Genomic DNA, 22,243 nt, shown 5'->3' with positions numbered 1-22,243 from the left:
CAGCACCTTTCTCTGATGATGATCCCGCGTCTGCTCTTCGCGCAGCCCGGAATGACACCAAGAGCGACGACAAAAACGACGAGAGGATACGACCATGACCAACATCGCCTTCATCGGCCTCGGCAATATGGGCGGCCCGATGGCCGGGAACCTCGTCAAGGCCGGGCACGCCGTCAAAGCCTTCGATCTCGTGCAGGCCTCGAAGGACGCCGCCGCTGAACTGGGCGTTGGCATCGCCGGCTCGGCGAAGGACGCCGTGGCCGATGCAGAGGTCGTCGTGACCATGCTGCCGGCCGGGAAGCATGTGCTGAGCGTCTGGGCCGATATCCTCCCGGCGGTGAAGCCCGGCACGCTCCTGATCGATTCCTCGACGATCGATGTCGAAAGCGCCCGCAAGGCTCATGCGCTGGCGGCCGAGCGCGGCTGTCTTTCACTCGATGCCCCGGTCTCGGGCGGCACCGGCGGCGCCAAGGGTGCGACGCTGACCTTCATGGTCGGCGGCACCGAGGATGCCTTCGCCCAGGGCGAGCCGATCCTTGCCAAGATGGGGCGGCGGATCGTGCATTGCGGCGGCGGCGGCAACGGCCAGGCGGCCAAGATCTGCAACAACATGATCCTGGGCATCTCGATGATCGGCGTTTCCGAGGCCTTCGTGTTGGCCGAAAAGCTCGGCCTGTCGCATCAGGCGCTGTTCGACGTCGCCTCGACCTCGTCGGGCCAGTGCTGGTCGCTGACGACCTATTGCCCGGTGCCGGGGCCGGTGCCGACCTCCCCCGCCAATAACGAGTACAAGCCGGGCTTCGCCTCGGCACTGATGCTGAAGGACCTGAAACTGTCGCAGGAAGCGGCGCAGGCTGCGGGCGCCTCGACCCCGCTTGGCGCGGCGGCGGCGCAGCTCTTCGGGCTGCACAATGCCTGGGGCGAGGGTGGCACGGATTTCTCCGGCATCATCCATCTTCTGCGCGGACGCGGGCAGGCGTGAGACGCGCTTGCGCGGCAAGGCGTCGCGGGTCTAGACCCTGACCATGAACGACGCCCTGCCCCGCCGCGAACGCTCCTCCTTCACCGGCTTCGCGATCAACCGGCTCGACCGGCGCGAAGACCTGCGCAACCAGCCCAACGCGGTGACGGCCTTGCGCCACCGCTCGGACACACGGATTGCCGTGGTCGCCGGCGAGACGCCGATCCTGAAGCGCCTCGACGATGAGGCGCTCACGGTCTGGTTCAGCCATGGCGAGACTGAGATGCTCGGCCCGGCGGCCGAGGAAATCTTCATGGGTATGGCCGAGGACGGGACACCCCGCTTCGGACGCCTGCTCGACAAGGCCCTGGCCGAGCCGCTGAAGGAGCGGGCCGAGCTGTTCGTCACCGACCTGCGCTCGGTCGCGCTGAAGCGCATCGTGCCGGAAGACGAGATCGGGCCGCTCGGCGAGGCCAAGGCCGTACTCGACTGGCATGCCCGCCATCGCTTCTGCGCGCAATGTGGCGGGCCGACCGTCGCCGGCGCCTCGGGCTGGCGCCGCGAATGCACTGCCTGCGGCGCGATGCATTTCCCGCGCACCGATCCGGTCGTGATCATGCTGGTGACGCGTGGCGATGCCTGCCTGCTGGCGCGCCAGGCCCGGTTCGCACCGGGAATGTATTCCTGCATCGCCGGCTTCGTCGAACCGGGCGAGACGATCGAGGACGCGGTCAGGCGCGAGAGCTGGGAGGAGGCCGGCTTAAAGGTCGGCGCCGTCCGTTACCTCGCCTCGCAGCCCTGGCCCTTCCCCTCCTCGATCATGATGGGCTGCATCGCCGAGGCGCTCGGCGACGAGATCACGCTCGACATGACCGAGCTTGAGGAAGGCCGCTGGTTCCCCCGTGAAGAGGTGCTGCAGATGCTGGACGGCAAGCATCCCGACGGGCTCGCCTGCCCGCAGCATATCGCCATCGCCAACACGCTGGTGCGGGCCTGGGCACTGGACGGCGAGCGGATCTAGCGGGACCCTTTACCATTCCTTAACCGTGAAGGGCGTCCCTTTGCGTGGTCCATCGGGGCTTTTGGGGGCTCGGAAAGGACCGCGACCATGCACGAGCTCGACCCTGAGCAGACCATCATGGAGCAGCTCGTCGGCCTGCCCGTTGCCGATGTCGAACGTGATCTGATTCTCGCCACCCTGCGCGAAACCGGCGGCAACCGCACCCACGCTGCCAACCTCCTCGGCATCGCCATCCGCACGCTGCGCAACAAGATCAACAGCTATACGGCGGCAGGCTACGAGGTGCCGGAAGCGCTCCAGCCGTCGGCGCAGTGAGCGGCCATGCGCATCACGGCATCGAACGCGGCGGCGGCCGGCCAGTTGGTCGCCGCGACGACCACGGCGGCGCTGCTGCGCTGCCTGCTCCACAAGGGGGTCCTGGCGCCCCACGACATCCGGGAAATCTACGAGGCCGCCCTTCTCCTGCTCGAAGAGCAGCAGGGGGCGGCGCCGGAGCACTCCGCCGCATTCATTGCGGCGCGGGAGATCATCGAAGACGGCCTCAAGGACTGAGGCCGTCTTCCTGCGCAGCGAACAGCCGTCGCTTGTTCACAAGCGGCTACTCGCCGGCTTCCTCGATCGTCGAGCGGAAGTCGTTGGCGGCATAGACGCCCATGATCTTCATCTCCTTGGAGAAATAGGAGAGCTCGTCGAGCGCGCGCCGTAGCGCCGGGTCGTCGGGATGGCCCTCGACATCGGCATAGAACATCGTCGCCGAGAAATGGCCGTCGACCATGTAGCTTTCGAGCTTCGTCATGTTGACGCCGTTGGTGGCGAAACCGCCCATCGCCTTGTAGAGCGCGGCCGGAATGTTGCGGACGCGGAACATCAGCGTCGTCACCGTCTTGGCCCCGCCCTGGCGCGCATATTCCGGGTATTTCGAGAGCACGACGAAGCGGGTGGTGTTGTGCTTCTCGTCCTCGATATCCTCCATCAGGATATCGAGGCCATAGACCTCCGCCGCGATGCGGGGGGCGATGGCCGCGCGCGTGAGATCGCCGGCCTCGGCGACCTGCCGGGCGGAGCCCGCGGTGTCGGCGGCGACCTCGGCCTTGAGGCCGAGCTTTCGGATGATCTTCCGGCACTGGCCGAGCGCATGGATATGGCTCTGGACCGTCTGGATCGTCGCGAGCGTCGCGCCCTTCACGCCCATCAGGTGAAAGCGGATCGGCAGGAAATGCTCGCCGATGATGTGCAGCCCCGAACGCGGCAGCAAATGATGGATATCGGCGACGCGGCCGGCGATCGAGTTGTCGATCGGGATCATGCCGTAGCGTGCCTTGCCGTCGCTGACGGCCGAGAGCGCGTCCTCGAAGGTGGCACAGGGCAGAAGCTCGCAGTCCGGAAACACCTGAAGGGCCGCCTGCGAGGAGAAGGCTCCGGGCTCACCCTGATAAGACACGACGAAGGACATGGGATGACTTCAGGCTCCAGCTTCTTGTTATCCGCCACTCCAGAGGGGGATCGTGACACGGCCCCTGCGGAAACGGCTTTATCGGGACTTCAGCAATACACGAGCGCGATCGAGATCGGGCGGCGTGTCGACGCCGCGCGGCACGTGGTCGATGACCATGACGTCGATGCGCATGCCGTCTTCCAGCGCCCGGAGCTGCTCCAGCTTCTCGCGCAGCTCCAGCGGCGATTGCGGCAGGCTGACGAAACGGTCGAGCACAGCGCGGCGATAGGCGTAGAGGCCGACATGGTGATAGAGCGGCCCCTCGCCGTAAGGTGCCGTAGCGCGCGTGAAATAGAGCGCGCGCAGATGGCCGGGCGCAATCTCGCTGCCGACGAGCTTCACGACGCTCGGCGCCGTCTTCTCTTCCTCGTCGTCGATCACGCCGGCGAGAGTCGCGATATCCACAGCCGGATCGGCAAGCGGCTTCACCGCCGCGGCGATGGCCGAGGGCGCCAGCGTCGGGAAATCGCCCTGCACATTGACGATGATGTCGTAATGCCTGTCAGGGTCGAGAATATCGGCCGCTTCCTTGATCCGGTCCGATCCGGTCTGATGATCGGCGCTGGTCATCACCGCCTTGCCCCCGGCGGCTTCGATCGCGGCCGCGATTTCCCGCGCATCGGTCGCCACCGCCACATCGCCGGCCCCGGATTCGACCGCCCGGCGCCAGACATGCACGATCATCGGCTCGCCATGGATATCGGCGAGCGGCTTGCCGGGCAGGCGCGTCGCCTGCATGCGGGCCGGGATCAGGATCAGCGGATGGGCCATTTTCGGATCGTGCTCGGCATGGGCACCGTCGGCAGAAGCCGGCGGCGGCAAAAAGTCTCAAACGGTGCGTGCTTATACGAGTTGCAATGAAGCGCGCAAAGCGGTTAAGCAACGGCGGAAGCTGGAGCCTTTCAAGACTCCGGCCAAGCGCTATCTCGTCTCCCGCGCCTCGGACGCGGAGGGCACCAGGGTTCGGATACGATGAACATCGAAGCCAACAAGATCGCCGGCGCGGTTCTCTCCACGCTGCTCGTCGTGCTGGGCCTCAATATGACGGCCGGTATCGTCTTCGCGCCGAAGAAGCCGGCAGTGACAGGCTTCGACCTGCCGAGCGAGGAGCCGGCTGCCGCAGGTGGCGCCGCCGCTGCCCCCGCAGCCGAGGAGCCGATCGCGGTGCGCCTCGCCAAGGCCGACCCCGCCAAGGGCGAGAAGGCCACCGCCGCCTGCAAGGCCTGCCATACCTTCGAGAAGGGCGGCGCCAACAAGGTCGGCCCGCATCTTTACGACGTCTATGGCCGCAACGAAGGCACGGTCGCCGGCTTCGGCTACTCGGCCGCGATGAAGGGCCGCAACGACAAGACCTGGGACGCCGAAGGGCTCGACCATTTCCTGAAGGGCCCGAAGGCCTATGTGCCCGGCACGATCATGGCGTTCGCCGGCATCGCCAAGCCCGAGACCCGCGCCGACGTGATCGCCTATCTCAACAGCCTCTCCGAAGCGCCGAAGCCGCTGCCGAAGCCCTGAGACGGCCCGGCAAACAGCCAATCAGCGATCACGAAGCCGGGCTCTGCCCGGCTTTTTCGTTTCGTGCCTTGCTCCCGCCCTGCGGCTGCCCGCACAATCCGCGCCTCACCAGCCATTGCGGTCGCGGCGCACGCAGGCGACACAGGACAACGGCGAATCAGACGGAGACGCGAAACGATGGCGATGCGCATCACACGCCGCAGATTGCTGGAAGCCGCAGGCACTGCTGCGGTCGCGGGCACCCTGCCCGGGCTTTCCGGCACGGCGCTGGCGCAGGATGCCGAATCGCATGGGCTTTCGACCTTCGGCGAACTCGCCCTGCCGCCGGACTTCCCGCATTTCGCCTATGTGAATCCGAAGGCGCCGAAGGGCGGCATGCTGACCGTCCAGATCAAGCGCGGCGGCGGCAACCAGAGCTTCGACACCTTCAACACGCTCAATACCTATGTCCTGCAAGGCGACGGCGCCGCCGGCATGGACGCCTGCTTCGACAGCCTGATGGCCGGCTCCGGCGATGAGCCGGGCTCGCTCTACGGCTTGCTCGCCAAAAGCGTCGCGGTCTCCCCGGACAAGCTGACCTACCGATTCCGGCTGCGCCCCGAAGCGAAGTTCCATGACGGCACGCAGGTGACAGCGCGCGACGCCGCCTTTTCGATGAACATCCTGAAGGCGAAGGGTCATCCCTCCTATCGGCTCCTGCTCAACGAGCTCGTCTCGGCGGAAGCGGAGAGCGACGACATCCTCGTGGTGAAGCTCTCGCCGAAGCGCGGGCGCGACCTGCATCTCGTCGTCGCCGGCCTGCCGGTCTTCTCCGAAAAATACTGGTCGACGCGGGACTTCACCGCATCGACGCTGGAGCCGCCGCTGGGCTCCGGCGCCTACAAGGTCGGGCGTCTCGAGCAGGGCCGCTTCATCGAATTCGAACGCGTGCCGGACTACTGGGCCAAGGATCTGCCGGTGAATGTCGGCACCAATAATTTCGACCGGGTGCGCTGGGAGTATTTCCGCGACCGGCAGGTCGCCTTCGAAGCCTTCAAGGCCGGCGCCATCACCTTCCAGGAGGAGTTCACCTCTCGCATCTGGGCGACGGGCTACGATTTCCCCGCCCTGCACGAGGGCAAGGTCAAGAAAGAGGCTCTGCCGAAGACCGAGCCGGTCGGCTCGCAGGGCTGGATCTACAATATCAGGCGCGAGAAATTCGCCGACCCGCGCATCCGCGAGGCGCTGGGGCTCGCCTTCGATTTCGAATGGACGCGCAAGACCATCATGTTCGGCTCCTTCGAGCGCATGACCTCCTATTTCGAGAACTCGGATTCGAAGGCCTCCGGCAAGCCCTCGGCCGAGGAAATCGCGCTGCTGGAACCCTGGCGCGGCAAGGTTCCGGACGAGGTCTTCGGCGAGCCCTTCCTGCCGCCGGTCTCCGACGGGTCGGGCAGCGATCGCGCCCTCTTGCGCAAGGCCGACGAGATGCTGCGCGCCGCCGGCTGCAAGCGCGACGGCAATGTGATGAAGCTGCCGAACGGCCAGCCCTTCGAGATCGAGTTCCTCGATTCCAACCCGGCCCTGCAACCGCACACCCAGCCCTTCCAGGCCAATCTCAAGCGGCTCGGCATCAACGCCACCTCCCGCCTCGTCGACCCCGCGCAGTACCAGCGCCGCCTCGACCAGTTCGATTTCGACATCATCAGCATGGCGCTCTCGGGCGGTTCGATCCCCAGCGATACGCTCAGCATCGTCTATGGCTCGGAAGCCGCGAAGACCCGTGGCTCACGCAACGTCGCCGGCATTGCCAGCCCGGCCATCGACGCAATGATCGAGAAGATCGGCCAGGCCAAGACCTATGCCGAATGCGTCGTCGCCGCGAAATGCCTCGACCGGCTGCTGCGCGCCGGGCGCTACTGGATCCCGATGTGGTGGAACGACGAGGAATGGCTGGCCTATTGGGACATGTACGACCGGCCGGCGACCAAGCCGAAATACTCCTCCGGCGCGCCGGGGATCTGGTGGTACGACGCCGAGAAGGCCAAGCGGATCGGAAAGGCGTGAGCGGGGCATGCTGAGCTATATCGCCCGGCGCCTCGCGCTGATGGTGCCGACGCTGTTCGGCATCCTGCTCGTCTCCTTCGTCATCGTGCAGTTCGCGCCGGGCGGGCCGGTCGAGCGCGTGATCTCCCAGCTCCAGAACCCCAATAGTGGCGGCGCAGCCGACCGCGTCGGCGGCGGCCAGGGCGGCGACGCCGGGGCGCATGGTGACGGCGCCGCCTATCGCGGCGCGCAGGGGCTCGACCCCGCCTTCATCAAGGAACTGGAGAAACAGTTCGGCTTCGACAAGCCGGCGCATGAGCGCTTCCTGAAGATGCTTGGCGACTATGCCCGCTTTGACTTCGGCCGCAGCTACTTCCGCGACGCGCCGGTGCTGCAACTGATCAAGGAGAAGCTGCCGGTCTCGATCACGCTCGGCCTGTGGATGACCTTGATCTCCTACGCGATCTCGATCCCGCTCGGCATCCGCAAGGCGATGAAGGAGGGCTCGCGCTTCGACACCTGGACGAGCGCGGTCGTCATCGTCGGCTATGCCATCCCGAGCTTCCTGTTCGCGATCCTGCTGATCGTGCTCTTCGCCGGCGGCTCGTTCTGGCAGATATTCCCGCTGCGCGGCCTGACCTCCGACAACTGGGCCGATCTCAGCCTCTTCGGCAAGGCGAAGGACTACCTCTGGCATATCACGCTGCCGGTGTTGGCCATGGCGCTCGGCGCCTTCGCCACCTCGACGCTGCTGACCAAGAACTCCTTCCTCGACGAGATCCGCAAGCAATACGTGCTGACCGCCCGGATGAAGGGTCTCAGCGAGTGGCGCGTGCTCTACGGCCATGTCTTCCGCAACGCCATGCTGATCGTCATCGCCGGCTTCCCCGGCGCCTTCGTGCATGCGCTCTTCGCGGGATCGCTGCTGATCGAGACGATCTTCTCGCTCGATGGCCTCGGCCTCCTCTCCTTCGAGGCGATCGTCAACCGCGACTACCCGGTCGTCTTCGCCAATCTCTTCATCTTCTCGCTGATCGGCCTCGTCGTGCACCTGATCACCGACCTGACCTACAGCTGGGTCGATCCGCGCATCGATTTCGAGAGCCGGGAGGCGTGAGCATGGACACGCTGATCGATATCCCGCCGCCGGCCCTGCGCAGCGACACGCCCCTCGCACCGGCCGAGGCCAAGCAGGGCTGGCTCAAGCTCTCGCCAATCAACCGGCGCAGGCTCAACAACTTCAAGGCCAACAAGCGCGGCTGGTGGTCGCTCTGGCTCTTCCTCGCGCTGTTCGTGCTGACGCTCTTCGCCGAATTCATCGCCAACGACCGGCCGCTCGTCGTGCGCTACAAGGACGAATGGCTCTTCCCGGTCGCGGTGAACTATCCGGAAGAGAAATTCGGCGGCTTCCTCGCCACCACCGATTACCGCGACCCGGTCATCGCCAAGGAGATCGCCGCCAACGGCTTCGCGATCTGGCCGCCGATCCGCTACTCCTATCGCACCCATAATCTCGACCTGCCGGTGCCCGCGCCGGCGCCGCCGACCTGGCTGCTCAAGGACGAGCAGTGCAAGGCAATCGCGGAACGTACGGGCGGATCGACCTGCCGCGATCTCGAATGGAACTGGCTCGGCACCGACGACCAGGGCCGCGACGTGGTCGCGCGCCTGATCTACGGATTCCGCATCTCCGTGCTGTTCGGGCTGATCCTCTGCGCCTTCTCCTCGGTGATCGGGATCACGGCTGGCGCCATCCAGGGCTATTTCGGCGGCTGGACGGACCTGATCTTCCAGCGCCTGATCGAGATCTGGACCTCGATCCCGGCGCTCTACCTGCTGATCATCGTCGCAGCGATCATCACGCCCGGCTTCTTCGTGCTGCTCGGCATCCTCCTGCTGTTCTCCTGGGTAGCGCTGGTCGGCGTCGTCCGCGCCGAATTCCTGCGGGCCCGCAACTTCGAATATGTCCGGGCGGCCCGGGCGCTCGGCCTTTCGGACCGCACCATCATGATCCGGCACCTGCTGCCCAACGCGATGGTCGCCACGCTGACCTTCCTGCCCTTCATCCTGAACGGCTCGATCACCACGCTGACCTCGCTCGACTTCCTCGGCTTCGGCCTGCCGCCGGGCTCGCCGTCGCTGGGCGAATTGCTGGCGCAGGGCAAGGCCAATCTCCAGGCCCCCTGGCTCGGCCTCTCCGGCTTCATCGTGATCGCCTTGATGCTGTCGCTGCTGATCTTCATCGGCGAGGCCGTGCGCGATGCCTTCGACCCGCGGAAGACCTTCGCATGACCGCGCCGCTGCTCTCCGTCGAAGACCTCTCCGTCGCCTTCCGCCAGGGCGGACGGGAGACGCTCGCCGTCGACCACGTCTCCTTTTCGATCGCCAAGGGCGAGACGCTGGCGCTGGTCGGCGAGTCGGGCTCCGGCAAGTCGGTCTCGGCGCTCTCGATCCTCAAGCTCCTGAACTATCCGGCGGCGCATCATCCCTCCGGCAAGGTGCTGTTCAACGGGCAGGACCTGATCGCGGCCGACGAGGACGCGATGCGCCAGGTGCGCGGCAACGACATCACCATGGTGTTCCAGGAGCCGATGACCTCGCTCAACCCGCTCCACACGATCGAGCGGCAGATCGGCGAGATCCTCGAACTGCACAAGGGCCTGCGCGGCGAGAAGGCGCGCGCCCGCACGCTGGAGCTGCTCGACCTCGTCGGCATCCGTGACGCGAAGAGCCGGCTCGACGCCTATCCGCACCAGCTCTCGGGCGGGCAGCGCCAGCGCGTGATGATCGCCATGGCGCTCGCCAATGAGCCGGAGCTGCTGGTCGCGGACGAGCCGACGACCGCGCTCGATGTCACCGTGCAGGCGCAGATCCTGAAGCTGCTCAAGGAGTTGCAGGGCCGGCTCGGCATGGCGATGCTGTTCATCACCCATGATCTCGGCATCGTCCGGCGCATCGCCGACCGGGTCTGCGTCATGCTGAAGGGCAAGATCGTCGAGCACGGGCCGGTAGCCGAGATCTTCGGCAATCCGCAGCACGATTACACCAAGCGCCTGCTCGCGGCCGAGCCGAAGGGCCGCCCTGCCCCGGTTCCGGCAGATGCCGCAACGCTGCTGGAGGCCGGGCCGGTCAAAGTCTGGTTCCCGGTCAAGTCCAGGCTGCTGCGCCGTACGACCGGCCATGTGAAAGCGGTCGACGGCATCTCGGTGAAGGTCCGCGAGGGCGAGACGCTGGGCGTCGTCGGCGAATCCGGCTCGGGCAAGACCACGCTCGGCCTCGCCATCCTCAGGCTGATCTCCTCGGAAGGACCGATCGTCTTCCTCGGCGACCGGATCGACGGGCTCTCCAGCAAGCAGGTCCGGCCGAAGCGCAAGGATTTGCAGGTCGTCTTCCAGGACCCCTATGGCTCGCTCTCGCCGCGCATGTCGGTGGCCGAGATCGTAGCGGAAGGGCTCGCGATCCAGCAACCGAACCTGACCTACCCGCAGCGCCGCGAGGTCGTGGCGCAGGCGCTCGCCGATGTGGGCTTGGACCCCACAGCGATGGACCGCTACCCGCACGAGTTCTCGGGTGGCCAGCGCCAGCGCATCGCGATCGCACGGGCGATGGCGCTCGACCCGAAATTCGTCGTGCTGGACGAGCCGACCTCGGCGCTCGACATGTCCGTGCAGGCGCAGATCGTCGAATTGCTGCGCGGCCTGCAGGAGAAGCGCAAGCTGGGCTATCTCTTCATCAGCCATGACCTCAAGGTCGTCAGGGCGCTGTCGCATCGGGTGGTGGTGATGCAGAACGGCAAGGTGGTCGAGGAAGGCCCGGCCGAGGCGATCTTCGCCTCCCCGCGCGAGGCCTATACGCAGGCGCTGCTGGCGGCCGCGCTCAACCTCGACACCGCCAGCGCCGCCCCGGTGAGGGACTGAGCATGGCCCGCGCGCTCCTGATCGTGCTGGACTCGGTCGGCTGCGGTGGGGCGGCCGATGCGGCGGCCTATGGCGATGCCGGTTCGGACACGCTCGGCCACATCGCCGAAGCCTGCGCGGATGGGCGCGGCGATCGCGAGGGGCTGCGCAGCGGGCCGCTCAAGCTGCCGAACCTCGTGCGGCTCGGGCTCGCCCATGCCTGCGTGGCGTCGACTGGCCGGCCGCTGGCGGGCGTCGCGAAGCCGGCCAGCCCCGAAGGGCGCTGGGGCTATGGCGTCGAAATCAGCCAGGGCAAGGACACGCCGTCCGGTCATTGGGAGATCGCCGGTTGCCCGGTGCCGTTCCAATGGGGCTACTTCACCGATCTGGAGCATTCCTTCCCGTCGGAGCTCGTCGCCGGCATCGTCCAGCAAGGCGCCCTGCCCGGCATCCTCGGCAACAAGCATGCCTCGGGCACCGCGATCATCGAGGAGCTCGGGGCGGAGCATATCCAGACCGGCAAGCCGATCTGCTACACCTCGGTCGATTCCGTGCTGCAGATCGCGGCGCATGAGGAGCATTTCGGGCTCGACCGGCTCTATGCCCTCTGCAAGGTCACGCGCGGTCTCGTAGACCCGCTGCGGATCGGCCGCGTCATCGCCCGCCCCTTCGTGGGATCGCCGGAGGAAGGCTTCACCCGCACCGGCAACCGCAAGGACTTCGCCATCCCGCCGCCGGACGAGACGATCCTCGACCGGCTGGCGGCGCAGGGACGGACGGTCGTCACCGTCGGCAAGATCGGCGACATCTTCGCCCATCGCGCCACGGGCACCGAGATCAAGCCCTTCGGCAATGCGGCGATGCTCGACGCGGCGCTGGAGGCCTGGGACGGCCTGCCGGATGGCGGCTTCTGCTTCGTCAATCTCGTCGATTTCGACACCGAGTTCGGCCACCGGCGCGATATTCCCGGCTATGCTGCGGCGCTCGAAGCCTTCGACCGCCGCCTGCCGCATATCGAAGCCGCGCTGAGGCCGGGCGACATCGCCGTCATCACCGCCGACCACGGCAACGATCCGAGCTGGCCCGGCACCGACCACACGCGCGAGCACGTGCCGATCCTGGCCTTCGGCCCCGGCATCGGCTCTGAGCCGCTCGGGCGCCGCGGCAGCTTCGCCGATATCGCGGCGAGCCTCAGTGCCTTCCTCGGGATCGGACCTGTCGGTCCCGGCCGCCCCTGGTAGCTGTCAGGCGGCCGCGACCCGGCCGCAGAAGCTTGCCACGTCCTGGCGGATTTCCTGCGCCTGCCGGGCGAGCGCGCTGGCGGCATCCTGCAATTGCTGGGCAGCGCCATGGGTCTGGCGGGTCATGACCTCGAAGCCGCCGGCGACATCGGCGCTGCGCTGCGCGCCCTCGAAAGACAAGCGGACCTGATGCGCGATCTCAGCCGTGGCGCGGCTCTGCTCGTCGACGGAGAGCGCGATCGCATTGGCGACGCTCTCGACATCGCCGATCGCCTCGACGATGTCGCGGATCGCCTTGAGCGAGCGCTGCGAGGCCTGCTGCATCGTGCCGATCTGGTGAGAGACCTCGTCGGTGGCCTTGGCCGTCTGGGCCGAGAGCGTCTTGACCTCGCTGGCGACGACGGCGAAACCGCGGCCCATCTCGCCGGCACGGGCCGCCTCGATCGTGGCGTTGAGCGCGAGCATGCTGGTCTGGGCGGCGATGCCGCGGATGATCTCGACGACAGCGCCGACATTCTCGCTGCTCTGGGCGAGGTGCTCGATCTCGGCGCTGGCACGACGGGCGAGCCCTGCGGCCATCTTCGAACCATCGGCCGATTGGCTGGCGTTGCGGCCAATCTCGCCGATCGAGGCGACAAGCTCGGCGCTGGCAGCGGAAAGATGGTCGATACTGTCCATGGTGCCGGCGGCGGAATCGGAGACCATCGTGGTCTGGCGCCGGACATGGTCGGAGGTTTCGGTCAGCGCGCCGGCCTCGGTGTTCATCGCTGCCGCCGAGTGATCGAGCACGGCCATCGCCTGCTCCATCTGCGAACGAAAATCGACGACGACATCGCGCAGCATCTCGGCACGCCGCCCGAGCTCTTCGGCAAGATTGCGCTCCTTCTCGCCGGCGATCCGCTCACGCTCGGCCACTTCCTGCGCCCGCGCCAGGTTCTGCTCGTTCACAGCGAACATGCGCTGCAGGACCACGGCGAAGATCGCGAGGAACGCCGTCTCGATGATGACGATCACCGCATGGAGCAGCACGCGCAGCAGGCTGCCGCCCTGATAGAACACGGCGGCCGGCAGGGCGTATTGCAGCACGAGATGGTGCGCGGCCGTCAGCACGGCGCCCATCAGGATCGGCCGCCAGTCGCAGAAGCCGGCCAGCAGCGCCAGGATCGCGAAATAATACATGTGGATGTCCGGCTGCCAGGGATGGCCGGCAAAGCTGAACACCAGGATCGAGACCTGCCCGATCAGCACGACAGCAATGATCAGCTGCGTCACGATCGCCGGGCCGGCCAGGCGATAGACCAGCACAGCCGTAACGGCAGCCAGCGCCGCCATCGCGACCGGGATCGCACCTGACGTGCCGTTGGCCCAGAAGCCCAGCGCGAGCAGCGGGACATGCAGCAGCCCGAGCGCGAGCAGGGCCTGCGTGACCCTGTGGCGTACTGCTGACAAGGTCCAGATCATGACGATGCTTCCGTTCGGCCGGGGGTGTCGAGGCACCCGGCAAGGCCGGCCAGGACGAGGGAGAACCATGCGCCTTTCGGCAAGGCCGGCGCCTGCCCGCTCAGCGTCGGGGCGACCACGACGATCGCCGTGAAGCGGCCGCTGCGCAGGACGCGATGACCGGATGCGAAGCTCCGCGCCACGGCTTCCACGCCATCCGTCCAGGGCGGGAAGACGATCGCGACCGGCGCGCTGCCGTCGGTCGCCCGCGGCAGGCTCGCAAGGGCTCCGACGCTGACCAGCAGGCAGACGAGAGCGACGAGAAGACCGCCGCCAAGCGACAACCGCTCCGCGCCAGCCGCAGGTTCCGCAGGAGATGTCGAAGGCATTGGCAGTGAATCACTCGGAGCGACGGCGGCGTATCGGCGAACCAAATCCACTCGCGTAAAATTTTACTTAAGCGATTCACGCGCGATGAACGGCGATTATCCGCCCCGGCCCGCATTTACTTTTCATCAACAGGAGAGATTTACAACTTTTAGTTGTCTTGACTGACCGAGGAACGGCCATGCTTCCCGCACTGTCCCGCCTCTTGCGAAACCAGCACGCGACGACCGCGATCGAGTTCGCCTTCATCGCTCCGATCCTGCTGCTGCTCCTCGTCGGCATCATGGGGTATGGCTACGTCTTCGGCATCTACCACAGCATCCAGCAGATCGCAGCCGAAGCGGCACGCTCGTCCGTATCGGGCCTCAGCGACACCGAGCGCTCCCAGATCGCGCGCGATTTCATCACGGCTCATGCCGGCGCCTACGCCTTCATCGATCCGGCGAAGCTTCGGGTCCGAACCGGCCAGACCGGCCCGCAGATGCAGAGCTTCGAGGTCTCCGTCGCCTACGACATGAGCGGCTCGATCTATGACGACCTCAGTCGGCTGGTTTCACTTCCACAACCCGTAATTGAGCGCCGGGCTATCGTCCAGCGCGGCGGATACTGAACGCTTTTTCGAGGGCTCAAGGCCAAAGGGGGCCATCCATGCTCAGGCTCATGAACTTCGCCAGGAATCAGAGGGGCGGTGCCGCCATCCTTTTCGCGGTCTCTGCGACAGTCCTGTTCGGCTTCGGTGCGATGGCCGTCGATGTCGGCAATTTCTACTACGAGAAGCGCAAGCTGCAGACGGCCAACGACCTTACCGTTCTCGCAGCGGCGAGCGACCTGCCGCGCGCCCAGGCCGCGGCCCGGGCCAGCGCGATGCAGAACGGCTTTTCTGGCAACGCGATCCAGACACTGCAGACCGGCATATACACGCCCGACCCGAAGCTGGCGGTGGAGGCGCGCTTCGTCCCGAGCGCGGCCGCCAGCGTCAACGCGGTCAGGATCGACATGCGGACCACCACGCCGCTGCTGCTCGGCCGGGTCCTGGCATCGTCAACGGCGACCTCGCCGACGCCGGGCGCGGCCCCGAACCCGGCGGGAGGCACACAGCCCGTGGCAAGCCTCATCGGCGGTGACGTGCCGATCGGTTCCAGTGCCATCGCGTTCCAGGATGCCCAGGCCTCGTTCGCCGTCGGCTCGCGCCTGCTCAAGCTCGATGGCGGCCTGCTCAACAGTCTGCTGGGTAGCCTGCTCGGGGGCGGCGTCTCGCTCTCCGTCATGGATTACGACGCGCTGATCAAGGCGCGGGTGGACCTGTTCGACTTCTCGAAGCACCTCGCCACCCGTCTCAACCTGACCGCGGCGACCTATGATGACGTGCTCAAGGCCGATGTCCGCCTCGGCGACGTGCTGGCGGCCATCGTCGACGCCTCCCGCGATCACGACACGCGCAGCGGCACCGCCACCGCGGCACTGGGCCGGATCGCGACCGCATCGGCGAGCAACCTGCCGGTCAACCTCGCTTCGCTGATCTCCTTCGGCCCGGCCGGCGACAAGCCGCTCTCCGGACCGAAGCCGCTCGCGGCCTCGCTCTCGGCGCTGGATATCGTCTCGGCGGTCGCGCAGATCGCCAACGGCAACCGCCAGATCGATGTCGGGCTCAACCTGAACCTGCCCGGGGTTGCGGCGGTATCGCTGAAGCTCGGCATCGGCGAGCGGCCGGTGGGCGCCAGCCTGGTGCGGGTCGGGCGCGCCGGCTCCAGCGTCCACACGGCGCAGACACGGCTCCTGCTGACGGTCGATCTCGTCGGCTCGGGCGCGGCCTCGCTGGTCCGGCTGCCGCTTTATCTCGAACTCGCCGCCGCGACGGCCCGGATCACCGGCATCCAGTGCTCGCCGGGCGACGTCTCGACCTCGCGCGTCACGCTCGGCGTCACGCCCGCCGTGGTCGACGCCTGGATCGGGCAGGTCTCGATGGCGGAATTCAACAATTTCAGCAGGGCGCCGAACCCGCCCGCCGCGACGCTCGTCAACGCCGCAGGGCTCGCCAAGGTCACCGGCCGCGCCCATGTGACGATGACGAACCTTTCCGAGGCCGCCGTCAGCTTCAGCTATCCGGAGATCCAGCGCGGCGACAAGAAGACGACCTCGACGCACAATTTCATCGCCACCCTGCTGGGGCGGCTCGTGGGCGATCTCGAGCTGCGGGTGGAGGCGCTGGGACTTGGCCTCGGTCTGCCGGGGCTCGACGGGCTGGTCAGCGGGGTCATCGGCAACGCGGCGACGCCGCTCGACCAGATCCTCAACGGCGTGCTCGGAACGCTCGGCATCGGTCTCGGCCAGGCCGATAGCTGGGTCAGCGGCGTGCGCTGCGGCGGGGCCGTGCTGGTGCGGTGAGCCCCGTCAGCTCTGGAGGCGCTGCTTGATCCGTTTGATCAGGCCGTCCCGGACATCGCGATAGGCGTCGAGCTTCTGCTCGCGCGAGCCCTGGAAAATGGTGGGATCGACGGTGGGCCAGTATTCCACCTCGGCGGCATGGGTCCGCGTCAGGTCCAGAGCCTTATGGTGCGCTTCCGGCGAGAGCGTGATGATCAGGTCGAAGTTGAGCCCCTCCCATTCCTCCAGCTCTTCGATCGATTTCGGCTTGTGGCGGCTGAGATCGATGCCGATCTCGTCGAGCACCGTCGACACGAAGCCATCGATCTCGCCCTTCCGGGCGCCGGCCGACTGGACATAGATCGACTTGCCGAAGAAGTGCTTGGCCAGAGCCTCGGCCATGGGCGAGCGCACGGCATTCATCGCACACATGAACAGCACGCTTTGTACCTTGCGCGGAACGTCACGCGCATTCGGCGCATTTTCGACAGGCGAGCCGGGGGCCAATTCGCTCGAAAATGCGTTGGGCTTCAAGCGCGTCAGCCCTTCCAGTGCAGGGCGTAGATCAGCGTGAAGAGGCGGCGCGCCGTGTCGAAATCGACCTCGACCTTGTTCGCCAGCCGCTCGGCCAGGATGCCGGCTGCCTCGTCGTGCAGGCCGCGCCGGCCCATGTCGATGGCCTCGATCTGCGCCGGCGTCGAGGTCCGGATCGCCGCATAATAGCTGTCGCAGACCATCTCGTAGTCCTTGATGATGCGCCTGAACGGGCTGAGCGAGAGATGATGCGTCACGACCGGCGCGCCGTCCGCCGCCTTGATCTCGAAGACGAGACGCCGCTCGACCATGGCGAGATGGGCGAGATACGGCCCGCCGTCATGCTCGGGAACGACGAAGCTATTGCGCTCGATCAGGTCGTAGATCGCGACGGCACGCTCGTGCTCCTGATCAGGCGTGCCGCGGCCGAGGGAGGTCTCATCGAGGGTCAGGCCAACCAGGCGCTGGTTGGTGGCAATCGAGACGTCGGGCATCGCTCCTCCGGCCATGGCGCCGCCCGTCGGACGGAGCTCAGATATTCAGTCTGATCGTCACGGATCGGCCGTGCGCCTGCAAGCCCTCTGCCTCAGCCAATTGCGTCGCGGCCGAGGCCAGGACGCGCAGGCCCTCGGGGCCGCATTTCAGCAGCGAGGTCCGCTTCATGAAATCGCCGACGCCGAGCCCCGACGAGAAGCGGGCCGAGCGCGCCGTCGGCAGGACGTGGTTGGGGCCGCCGACATAGTCGCCGATCGCTTCCGGCGTATGCCCGCCGAGGAAGATCGCGCCGGCATTGCGGATCAGCCCCGCAAGGCGCTCGGGATCGGCCGTCATGATCTCGAGATGCTCGGGCGCGAGGCGGTCGACCAGCGGCACGGCGGCTTCGAGATCGGCGACGAGCAGGATCGCTCCGAAATCCTGCCAGCTCCTGCCCGCGATCGCCGCCCGCGGCAGCGTCGCGAGCTGGGCCGCCACCGCCTTCTCGACCTCGGCAGCCAGAGCCGCATCGTCGGTCATCAGGATCGACTGGGCGGAGACGTCGTGCTCGGCCTGCGCCAGCAGGTCGGCGGCGATCCAGTCGGGATTGGCGCTGCGATCGGCGATCACCAGCACTTCGGAGGGGCCGGCGATCATGTCGATGCCGACCTGGCCGAAGACGCGGCGCTTGGCGGCAGCGACATAGGCATTGCCGGGACCGACGATCTTGGCGACCGGCGCGATCGCAGCCGTGCCATAGGCGAGCGCTGCGACGGCCTGCGCACCGCCGATGCGATAGACCTCGTCGACGCCGGCGAGCCGGGCAGCGGCGAGCACGAGCGGGTTGGTTTCGCCCCGCGGCGTCGGCGCGACCATGACGATGCGCGGCACGCCGGCGACCTTTGCCGGGATCGCGTTCATCAGCACCGACGACGGGTAGCTCGCCGTACCGCCGGGCACATAGAGCCCGACCGCCTCGATCGCGCTCCAGCGCCAGCCGGCCCCGACGCCGGCTGCATCCTCGACCCAGGAATCCGTGGGCTTCTGGCGGCGGTGATAGGTCTCGATGCGCTCGCGCGCCGTCTCCAGCGCCGCCAGCAATTCGGGCGAGCAGGCAGCGACAGCCGCATCGATCTCGACCTCGGAGACGCGCAGGGTCTCAGGCGTCAGGTCGAGCGCGTCGAAGCGCGATGTATAGCCGATCAGCGCCGCATCGCCCTTCTCACGGACATCGGCGATGATGTCGGCGGCGATGCGATCGACCTCCTCCGAGACCTCGCGCTTGGCGGAGAGCAGCGCCGCGAAGCCCGCAGCGAAGCCGGCATCCCTGTCGTCGAGCCTGATCGGCATCGCTGGGTCCTTGGGTATTGGTCGAAAAAGGGCTGGAGGGCTCAGGCGCCGTCGGGATGACCGGGCGTCGCCACGGCTTCCCAGACCGGGCCGAGATCCTTCATCTGGGCCTCGATGCATTCGACCGAAAGGCGGATCGCCGCCCCTTCCGAGAAATGCAACGTCACCTCGCCGGCAGGGTCCTCGCCGAGATCGAAGGTGACGGCGAGGAGATTCAGGACCTTGTCCGGATCGTTCTTGTCGAGCTTAGCGCTGCGCACGGCCTGGACGCGATCGAAATGCAGCGCCGTCAGGCGCCGCCGTCGCTGGCCGTGCTGGGCGCCTTCCCAGTCGAAGCGGCGCAGCGCGAGCGCGAAACGCTGCTCGCGCGGCAGGTAGACAAGGTCGGCCGCCTTCAGCACCGCATCCTGGAGATGGGCTGAGACAATCGCGAGATCATCGGCGTCGAGCGCAATGAGCTTCAGCGGGTCGGCGGCAGCGTCTGACATGGTCCTGTTCTGACGAGCCGCCCCGAGAAAATCAACAGCCGAGAATCAGCTGCTGATCCGTTCCACCAGCGCGCCGCAGCGGCTGAGCTTCGCTTCCAGCGCCTCGAAGCCGCGATCGAGATGGTAGACGCGGTTGATCGTGGTGTCGCCTTCGGCGGCGAGACCGCCGATGACCAGCGAGACCGAGGCACGCAGGTCCGTCGCCATCACCGGCGCACCCGTCAGCTTCTCGACGCCTTCGACATGGGCGACATCGCCGTCCAGCCGGATCTTCGCGCCGAGGCGGGCGAGCTCCTGCACATGCATGAAGCGGTTTTCGAAGATGGTTTCGCGGATGCGCGAGGTGCCCTTGGCCTTGGTCATCAGCGCCATGAACTGCGCCTGGAGATCGGTCGGGAACCCCGGGAAGGGATCGGTGTCGATATCGACGGCCGTGATGCCGTGGCCGTTACGGCGCACGCGGATGCCCTCGTTGGTCGAGTCGATATCCACCCCGGCCTGACCCAGCACATCGAGCGCCGATTGCAGCAGCTCCGGCCGGGCGCCTTCGAGGACGACGTCTCCGCCGGTCATCGCCACGGCCATCGCATAGGTGCCGGCCTCGATGCGATCAGGCAGCACGGCATGATGCGCGCCGCCGAGGCGCGCCACGCCGGTGACCACGATGCGCGAGGTGCCCACGCCCTCGATCTTGGCGCCCATCTTGACGAGGCAGGCGGCGAGGTCGGTGACCTCCGGCTCGCAGGCGGCGTTCTCGATCACCGTGGTTCCCTGGGCGAGCACCGCGGCCATCAGCGCGGTATGGGTGCCGCCGACCGTCACCTTCGGGAAGACGATCTCGCCGCCCTTCAGACCCTTCGGCGCGCGCGCCAGCGCATAGCCGTTCTCGATGACGATCTCGGCGCCGAGCTTCTCCAGCGCCATGAGCAGCAGATCGACCGGGCGCGTGCCGATGGCGCAGCCGCCCGGCAGCGAGACCTTGGCCTCGCCCATCCGGGCCAGGATCGGCGCGATCACCCAGAAGCTCGCCCGCATGGTCGAGACCAGTTCATAGGGCGCGCAGGTGTCGACGATCTGGCGGGCGGTCAGCGAGATGGTCTGGCCGGTCTCTGCGGACTGGCCGATGCGCTTGCCGGCGACGGTGCGGTCGACACCCTGGTTCGACAGGATGCGCGAGAGCGCCGTCACGTCCGAGAGGCGCGGCACATTGGTCAGCGTCAACGTCTCGTCCGTCAGCAGGCTGGCGATCATCAGCGGCAAGGCGGCGTTCTTCGCGCCGGAAATCGGGATGGCGCCATTGAGGCGCTGGCCGCCGGTGATGCGGATCTTGTCCATCGTCGGGTCCTGCTCGGCCGGCCGGGCACAGGGCCGGCGGCGCATGGGAGAATAAGGGAGTTCAGGTCCGGGAGGAATCGGCCTGAGAGGGCGGGGCCGGCTCACGCGCTTGCGCTTCGTCCGAACGGCGAGCGCGAGCCTGGGCCTTGCGGCGCTTCAGGTTCTCGCGGAGCGCGGCGGCAAGGCGCGCCTGCTTCTCGTCCTCGGCTGTCTGGCGGGTCACGGCATCAGCTCGGCAAAAGATGTTTGAACGCGGGAACGCGGCGAATTCGCGGCGGTATCGTTAGACCCACAGCCGCCGGTGGACAAGGCCGTCGATCGCCGCCCGCCCTGCCCCATGACGGGCCAGCATCGTGCCGGAGCGAGCCAGCTCCGATCCGGTTTTACCGCCCGGAAACGATCCTTCTCCCGCAGGCCGCGGCACGACTCATTTGTTTCCAGCTTCGGGCCTCTCCACGCAATCATCGTTCGCATCACGGCGGCGCGGCTCTTGCCAGGTTGGCGTCCGAGCGTCTCAGAACGCATCGCGTGACGCAGCGTCATCGAAAAAAGCTTAATGCTATTAACCATTTCCGCCGGATTTCGTTTACACTTCGTTAAGCTCGTTTACGCTGCGGGCATCAAGGAGTTTGTGGGGTAGCTTCATGTTGCAGTCCTTGAAGGTCAGAGCAGGAAGCCTTGCGCCGACCCTGCTCGAGAGTTGCGAAGTCATCGATGCGATCCGCTACAAGGCAGGCTTCCTGCCGGAGGTGGAGATCGCCTACGAGCCGGACATCAAGACGCTCTGGGTCACGATCCGGCCGGAGCTGAAGCCGGTCTTCACGCTGCAACTGCTCGACAGCCTGGTGAAGATTCAGAGCGCGATCGTCGCGCTATGGGGCGCCCCCGACCAGTATCACCGCGCGCCGGTGCGCTTCCTCGCCTTCCGCGGCACGGGGCCGTTCTTCACGCTCGGCGGCGATCTCGATTTCTACCTGGACTGCCTGGCCAAGAACGACCGCGCCGCGCTGGCGGAATACGCCCGGCTCTCGGCGGAAGGTGCGATCTGGAACTCAGGCGGCCTCAACGGCCTCGTGGTGACGCTCTCGACGATCCACGCCAAGGCGATCGGCGGCGGCATCGACGCGCCGCGCTCGTGCAACGTCATGATCGCCGAGGAACAGGCCTCGTTCGTCTACCCGGAGATCAAGTTCAACCATTTCCCGATCACGGCGGTGGCGATCCTGTCGCGACGCATGGGCCAGCGCGCCGCCGAGCAGATGCTGCTCTCCGGCGAGGAGATGAGCGCGCAGGAGTTCATGGCGGCCGGCGGCCTCGAGGCGGTGGTCCCGACCGGCACGGGCGAGGACTGGATCCGCAAATACTGCGCCGACTCGCTGCCGATCCACGCCGCCAAGACCGCGCTGTTCTCGGCCTTCAACCGTCGCCATGGCGACCTGCGCGAAGAACTCGGCCATCTCGGCGAGATCTGGACGAATTGCATGCTGCGCCTCAGCCCGAGCGCGATCTCGAAGCTGCAACGCATTGCGCAGACGCAGGACCGGATGCTGGCCCGCGTCTATCAGCGCCACCTCGCCCCGGTCTGACCGAAGGCGCGTATCAGGTCCCGCCAGATTTTCGGGGGAACGGCCCCCGGAAAACCACACGAAGCATTTACCTCTGCTCTCGTACAACCCTTCGGCACAATGCGCGACGTGCGAGCTTCGCGCGTCGTGAT

At 66.9% G+C, this 22,243-nt stretch carries 23 protein-coding genes; 13 read left to right on the top strand and 10 right to left on the bottom strand.

Annotated features, from left to right (window positions below; all coding sequences use genetic code 11):
* Window positions 1–94 precede the first annotated feature (94 nt).
* The 4 genes from mmsB (at window position 95) to FHT98_RS18060 (ending at window position 2,534) form a co-directional block, all read left to right on the top strand.
* A complete protein-coding gene (gene mmsB / locus FHT98_RS18075) occupies window positions 95–982 on the top strand; it encodes a 3-hydroxyisobutyrate dehydrogenase (RefSeq protein WP_061965237.1) in 888 nt (295 codons plus the stop codon).
* Between the two features lie 43 nt (window positions 983–1,025).
* The gene (nudC, locus tag FHT98_RS18070) at window positions 1,026–1,982 is read left to right on the top strand and encodes an NAD(+) diphosphatase (RefSeq protein WP_142114817.1); all 957 of its coding nucleotides are present in this window, start codon (window positions 1,026–1,028) and stop codon (window positions 1,980–1,982) included.
* 87 nt (window positions 1,983–2,069) lie between these two features.
* Complete coding sequence (locus tag FHT98_RS18065; RefSeq protein ID WP_061965241.1) at window positions 2,070–2,297, top strand: helix-turn-helix domain-containing protein; 228 nt, start codon at window positions 2,070–2,072, stop codon at window positions 2,295–2,297.
* A 6-nt stretch (window positions 2,298–2,303) separates the two neighbouring features.
* Window positions 2,304–2,534 (top strand): hypothetical protein, encoded by a 231-nt coding sequence (locus FHT98_RS18060; protein WP_142114816.1) that lies wholly within the window; start codon window positions 2,304–2,306, stop codon window positions 2,532–2,534.
* Between the two features lie 46 nt (window positions 2,535–2,580).
* Here the strand turns inward: FHT98_RS18060 and FHT98_RS18055 are convergent, their stop codons facing one another.
* A complete protein-coding gene (locus FHT98_RS18055; protein ID WP_061965246.1) occupies window positions 2,581–3,435 on the bottom strand; it encodes a prephenate dehydratase in 855 nt (284 codons plus the stop codon).
* 78 nt (window positions 3,436–3,513) lie between these two features.
* Window positions 3,514–4,248, bottom strand: a complete 735-nt coding sequence (locus FHT98_RS18050; RefSeq protein WP_142114815.1) for a 3-deoxy-manno-octulosonate cytidylyltransferase — start codon at window positions 4,246–4,248, stop codon at window positions 3,514–3,516.
* Window positions 4,249–4,449: 201 nt separating this feature from the next.
* Here FHT98_RS18050 and FHT98_RS18045 point away from each other — a divergent pair, with 201 nt between their 5' ends.
* The 6 genes from FHT98_RS18045 (at window position 4,450) to FHT98_RS18020 (ending at window position 12,154) form a co-directional block, all read left to right on the top strand.
* The gene (locus tag FHT98_RS18045) at window positions 4,450–4,992 is read left to right on the top strand and encodes a c-type cytochrome (protein WP_061965247.1); all 543 of its coding nucleotides are present in this window, start codon (window positions 4,450–4,452) and stop codon (window positions 4,990–4,992) included.
* Between the two features lie 177 nt (window positions 4,993–5,169).
* Window positions 5,170–7,038 (top strand): extracellular solute-binding protein, encoded by a 1,869-nt coding sequence (locus FHT98_RS18040; RefSeq protein WP_185745209.1) that lies wholly within the window; start codon window positions 5,170–5,172, stop codon window positions 7,036–7,038.
* Window positions 7,039–7,045: 7 nt separating this feature from the next.
* Window positions 7,046–8,134 carry a microcin C ABC transporter permease YejB gene (locus tag FHT98_RS18035; protein WP_142114814.1) on the top strand — a complete coding sequence of 363 codons (1,089 nt, stop codon included), beginning with the start codon at window positions 7,046–7,048 and terminating at the stop codon, window positions 8,132–8,134.
* Window positions 8,135–8,136: 2 nt separating this feature from the next.
* Window positions 8,137–9,309 (top strand): ABC transporter permease, encoded by a 1,173-nt coding sequence (locus FHT98_RS18030; RefSeq protein ID WP_142114813.1) that lies wholly within the window; start codon window positions 8,137–8,139, stop codon window positions 9,307–9,309.
* On the top strand, window positions 9,306–10,934 hold the full coding sequence (locus FHT98_RS18025) for an ABC transporter ATP-binding protein (RefSeq protein WP_142114812.1): 1,629 nt from the start codon (window positions 9,306–9,308) through the stop codon (window positions 10,932–10,934). The genes FHT98_RS18030 and FHT98_RS18025 overlap by 4 nt, the downstream gene beginning before the upstream one ends.
* 2 nt (window positions 10,935–10,936) lie before the next feature.
* A complete protein-coding gene (locus FHT98_RS18020; protein WP_142114811.1) occupies window positions 10,937–12,154 on the top strand; it encodes a phosphopentomutase in 1,218 nt (405 codons plus the stop codon).
* 3 nt (window positions 12,155–12,157) lie between these two features.
* On the opposite strand, the gene FHT98_RS18015 is transcribed toward FHT98_RS18020, so the two are convergent.
* The gene (locus FHT98_RS18015; protein ID WP_248309246.1) at window positions 12,158–13,615 is read right to left on the bottom strand and encodes a methyl-accepting chemotaxis protein; all 1,458 of its coding nucleotides are present in this window, start codon (window positions 13,613–13,615) and stop codon (window positions 12,158–12,160) included.
* Window positions 13,612–13,983, bottom strand: coding sequence for a hypothetical protein (locus tag FHT98_RS18010; protein ID WP_139163488.1), 372 nt, complete (start codon window positions 13,981–13,983; stop codon window positions 13,612–13,614). The genes FHT98_RS18015 and FHT98_RS18010 overlap by 4 nt, the downstream gene beginning before the upstream one ends.
* Window positions 13,984–14,162: 179 nt before the next feature.
* On the opposite strand from FHT98_RS18010, the gene FHT98_RS18005 reads away from it, so the two are divergent.
* Both FHT98_RS18005 and FHT98_RS18000 read left to right on the top strand, forming a co-directional pair.
* On the top strand, window positions 14,163–14,591 hold the full coding sequence (locus tag FHT98_RS18005; protein ID WP_061965258.1) for a TadE/TadG family type IV pilus assembly protein: 429 nt from the start codon (window positions 14,163–14,165) through the stop codon (window positions 14,589–14,591).
* A 38-nt stretch (window positions 14,592–14,629) separates the two neighbouring features.
* Window positions 14,630–16,366 (top strand): pilus assembly protein TadG-related protein, encoded by a 1,737-nt coding sequence (locus FHT98_RS18000; protein ID WP_142114809.1) that lies wholly within the window; start codon window positions 14,630–14,632, stop codon window positions 16,364–16,366.
* 6 nt (window positions 16,367–16,372) lie between these two features.
* On the opposite strand, the gene FHT98_RS17995 is transcribed toward FHT98_RS18000, so the two are convergent.
* The 6 genes from FHT98_RS17995 to FHT98_RS26245 form a co-directional block, all read right to left on the bottom strand.
* Complete coding sequence (locus tag FHT98_RS17995) at window positions 16,373–16,777, bottom strand: arsenate-mycothiol transferase ArsC (RefSeq protein WP_082617235.1); 405 nt, start codon at window positions 16,775–16,777, stop codon at window positions 16,373–16,375.
* 107 nt (window positions 16,778–16,884) lie between these two features.
* Complete coding sequence (locus tag FHT98_RS17990) at window positions 16,885–17,373, bottom strand: UPF0262 family protein (RefSeq protein WP_061965262.1); 489 nt, start codon at window positions 17,371–17,373, stop codon at window positions 16,885–16,887.
* A 37-nt stretch (window positions 17,374–17,410) separates the two neighbouring features.
* Complete coding sequence (gene hisD, locus FHT98_RS17985) at window positions 17,411–18,703, bottom strand: histidinol dehydrogenase (protein WP_142114808.1); 1,293 nt, start codon at window positions 18,701–18,703, stop codon at window positions 17,411–17,413.
* A 41-nt stretch (window positions 18,704–18,744) separates the two neighbouring features.
* Entirely contained in the window at window positions 18,745–19,191 is a 447-nt protein-coding gene (locus FHT98_RS17980; RefSeq protein WP_061965266.1) for a DUF2948 family protein, read from the bottom strand.
* Between the two features lie 45 nt (window positions 19,192–19,236).
* Window positions 19,237–20,526, bottom strand: a complete 1,290-nt coding sequence (gene murA / locus FHT98_RS17975; protein ID WP_061965651.1) for a UDP-N-acetylglucosamine 1-carboxyvinyltransferase — start codon at window positions 20,524–20,526, stop codon at window positions 19,237–19,239.
* Window positions 20,527–20,587: 61 nt separating this feature from the next.
* Window positions 20,588–20,749 carry a hypothetical protein gene (locus tag FHT98_RS26245; RefSeq protein WP_170843316.1) on the bottom strand — a complete coding sequence of 54 codons (162 nt, stop codon included), beginning with the start codon at window positions 20,747–20,749 and terminating at the stop codon, window positions 20,588–20,590.
* Between the two features lie 421 nt (window positions 20,750–21,170).
* Between FHT98_RS26245 and FHT98_RS17970 the strand changes: the two genes are divergently transcribed.
* The gene (locus FHT98_RS17970; protein WP_091856044.1) at window positions 21,171–22,112 is read left to right on the top strand and encodes an enoyl-CoA hydratase-related protein; all 942 of its coding nucleotides are present in this window, start codon (window positions 21,171–21,173) and stop codon (window positions 22,110–22,112) included.
* The last annotated feature ends 131 nt before the right edge of the window (window positions 22,113–22,243 follow it).

The organism is Allobosea sp. AK1 (assembly GCF_006714945.1).
GTDB lineage: Bacteria > Pseudomonadota > Alphaproteobacteria > Rhizobiales > Beijerinckiaceae > Allobosea > Allobosea robiniae.
The sequence above is the reverse complement of the archived record's forward strand: the minus strand, read 5'-3'. Positions and strand labels throughout refer to the sequence as shown.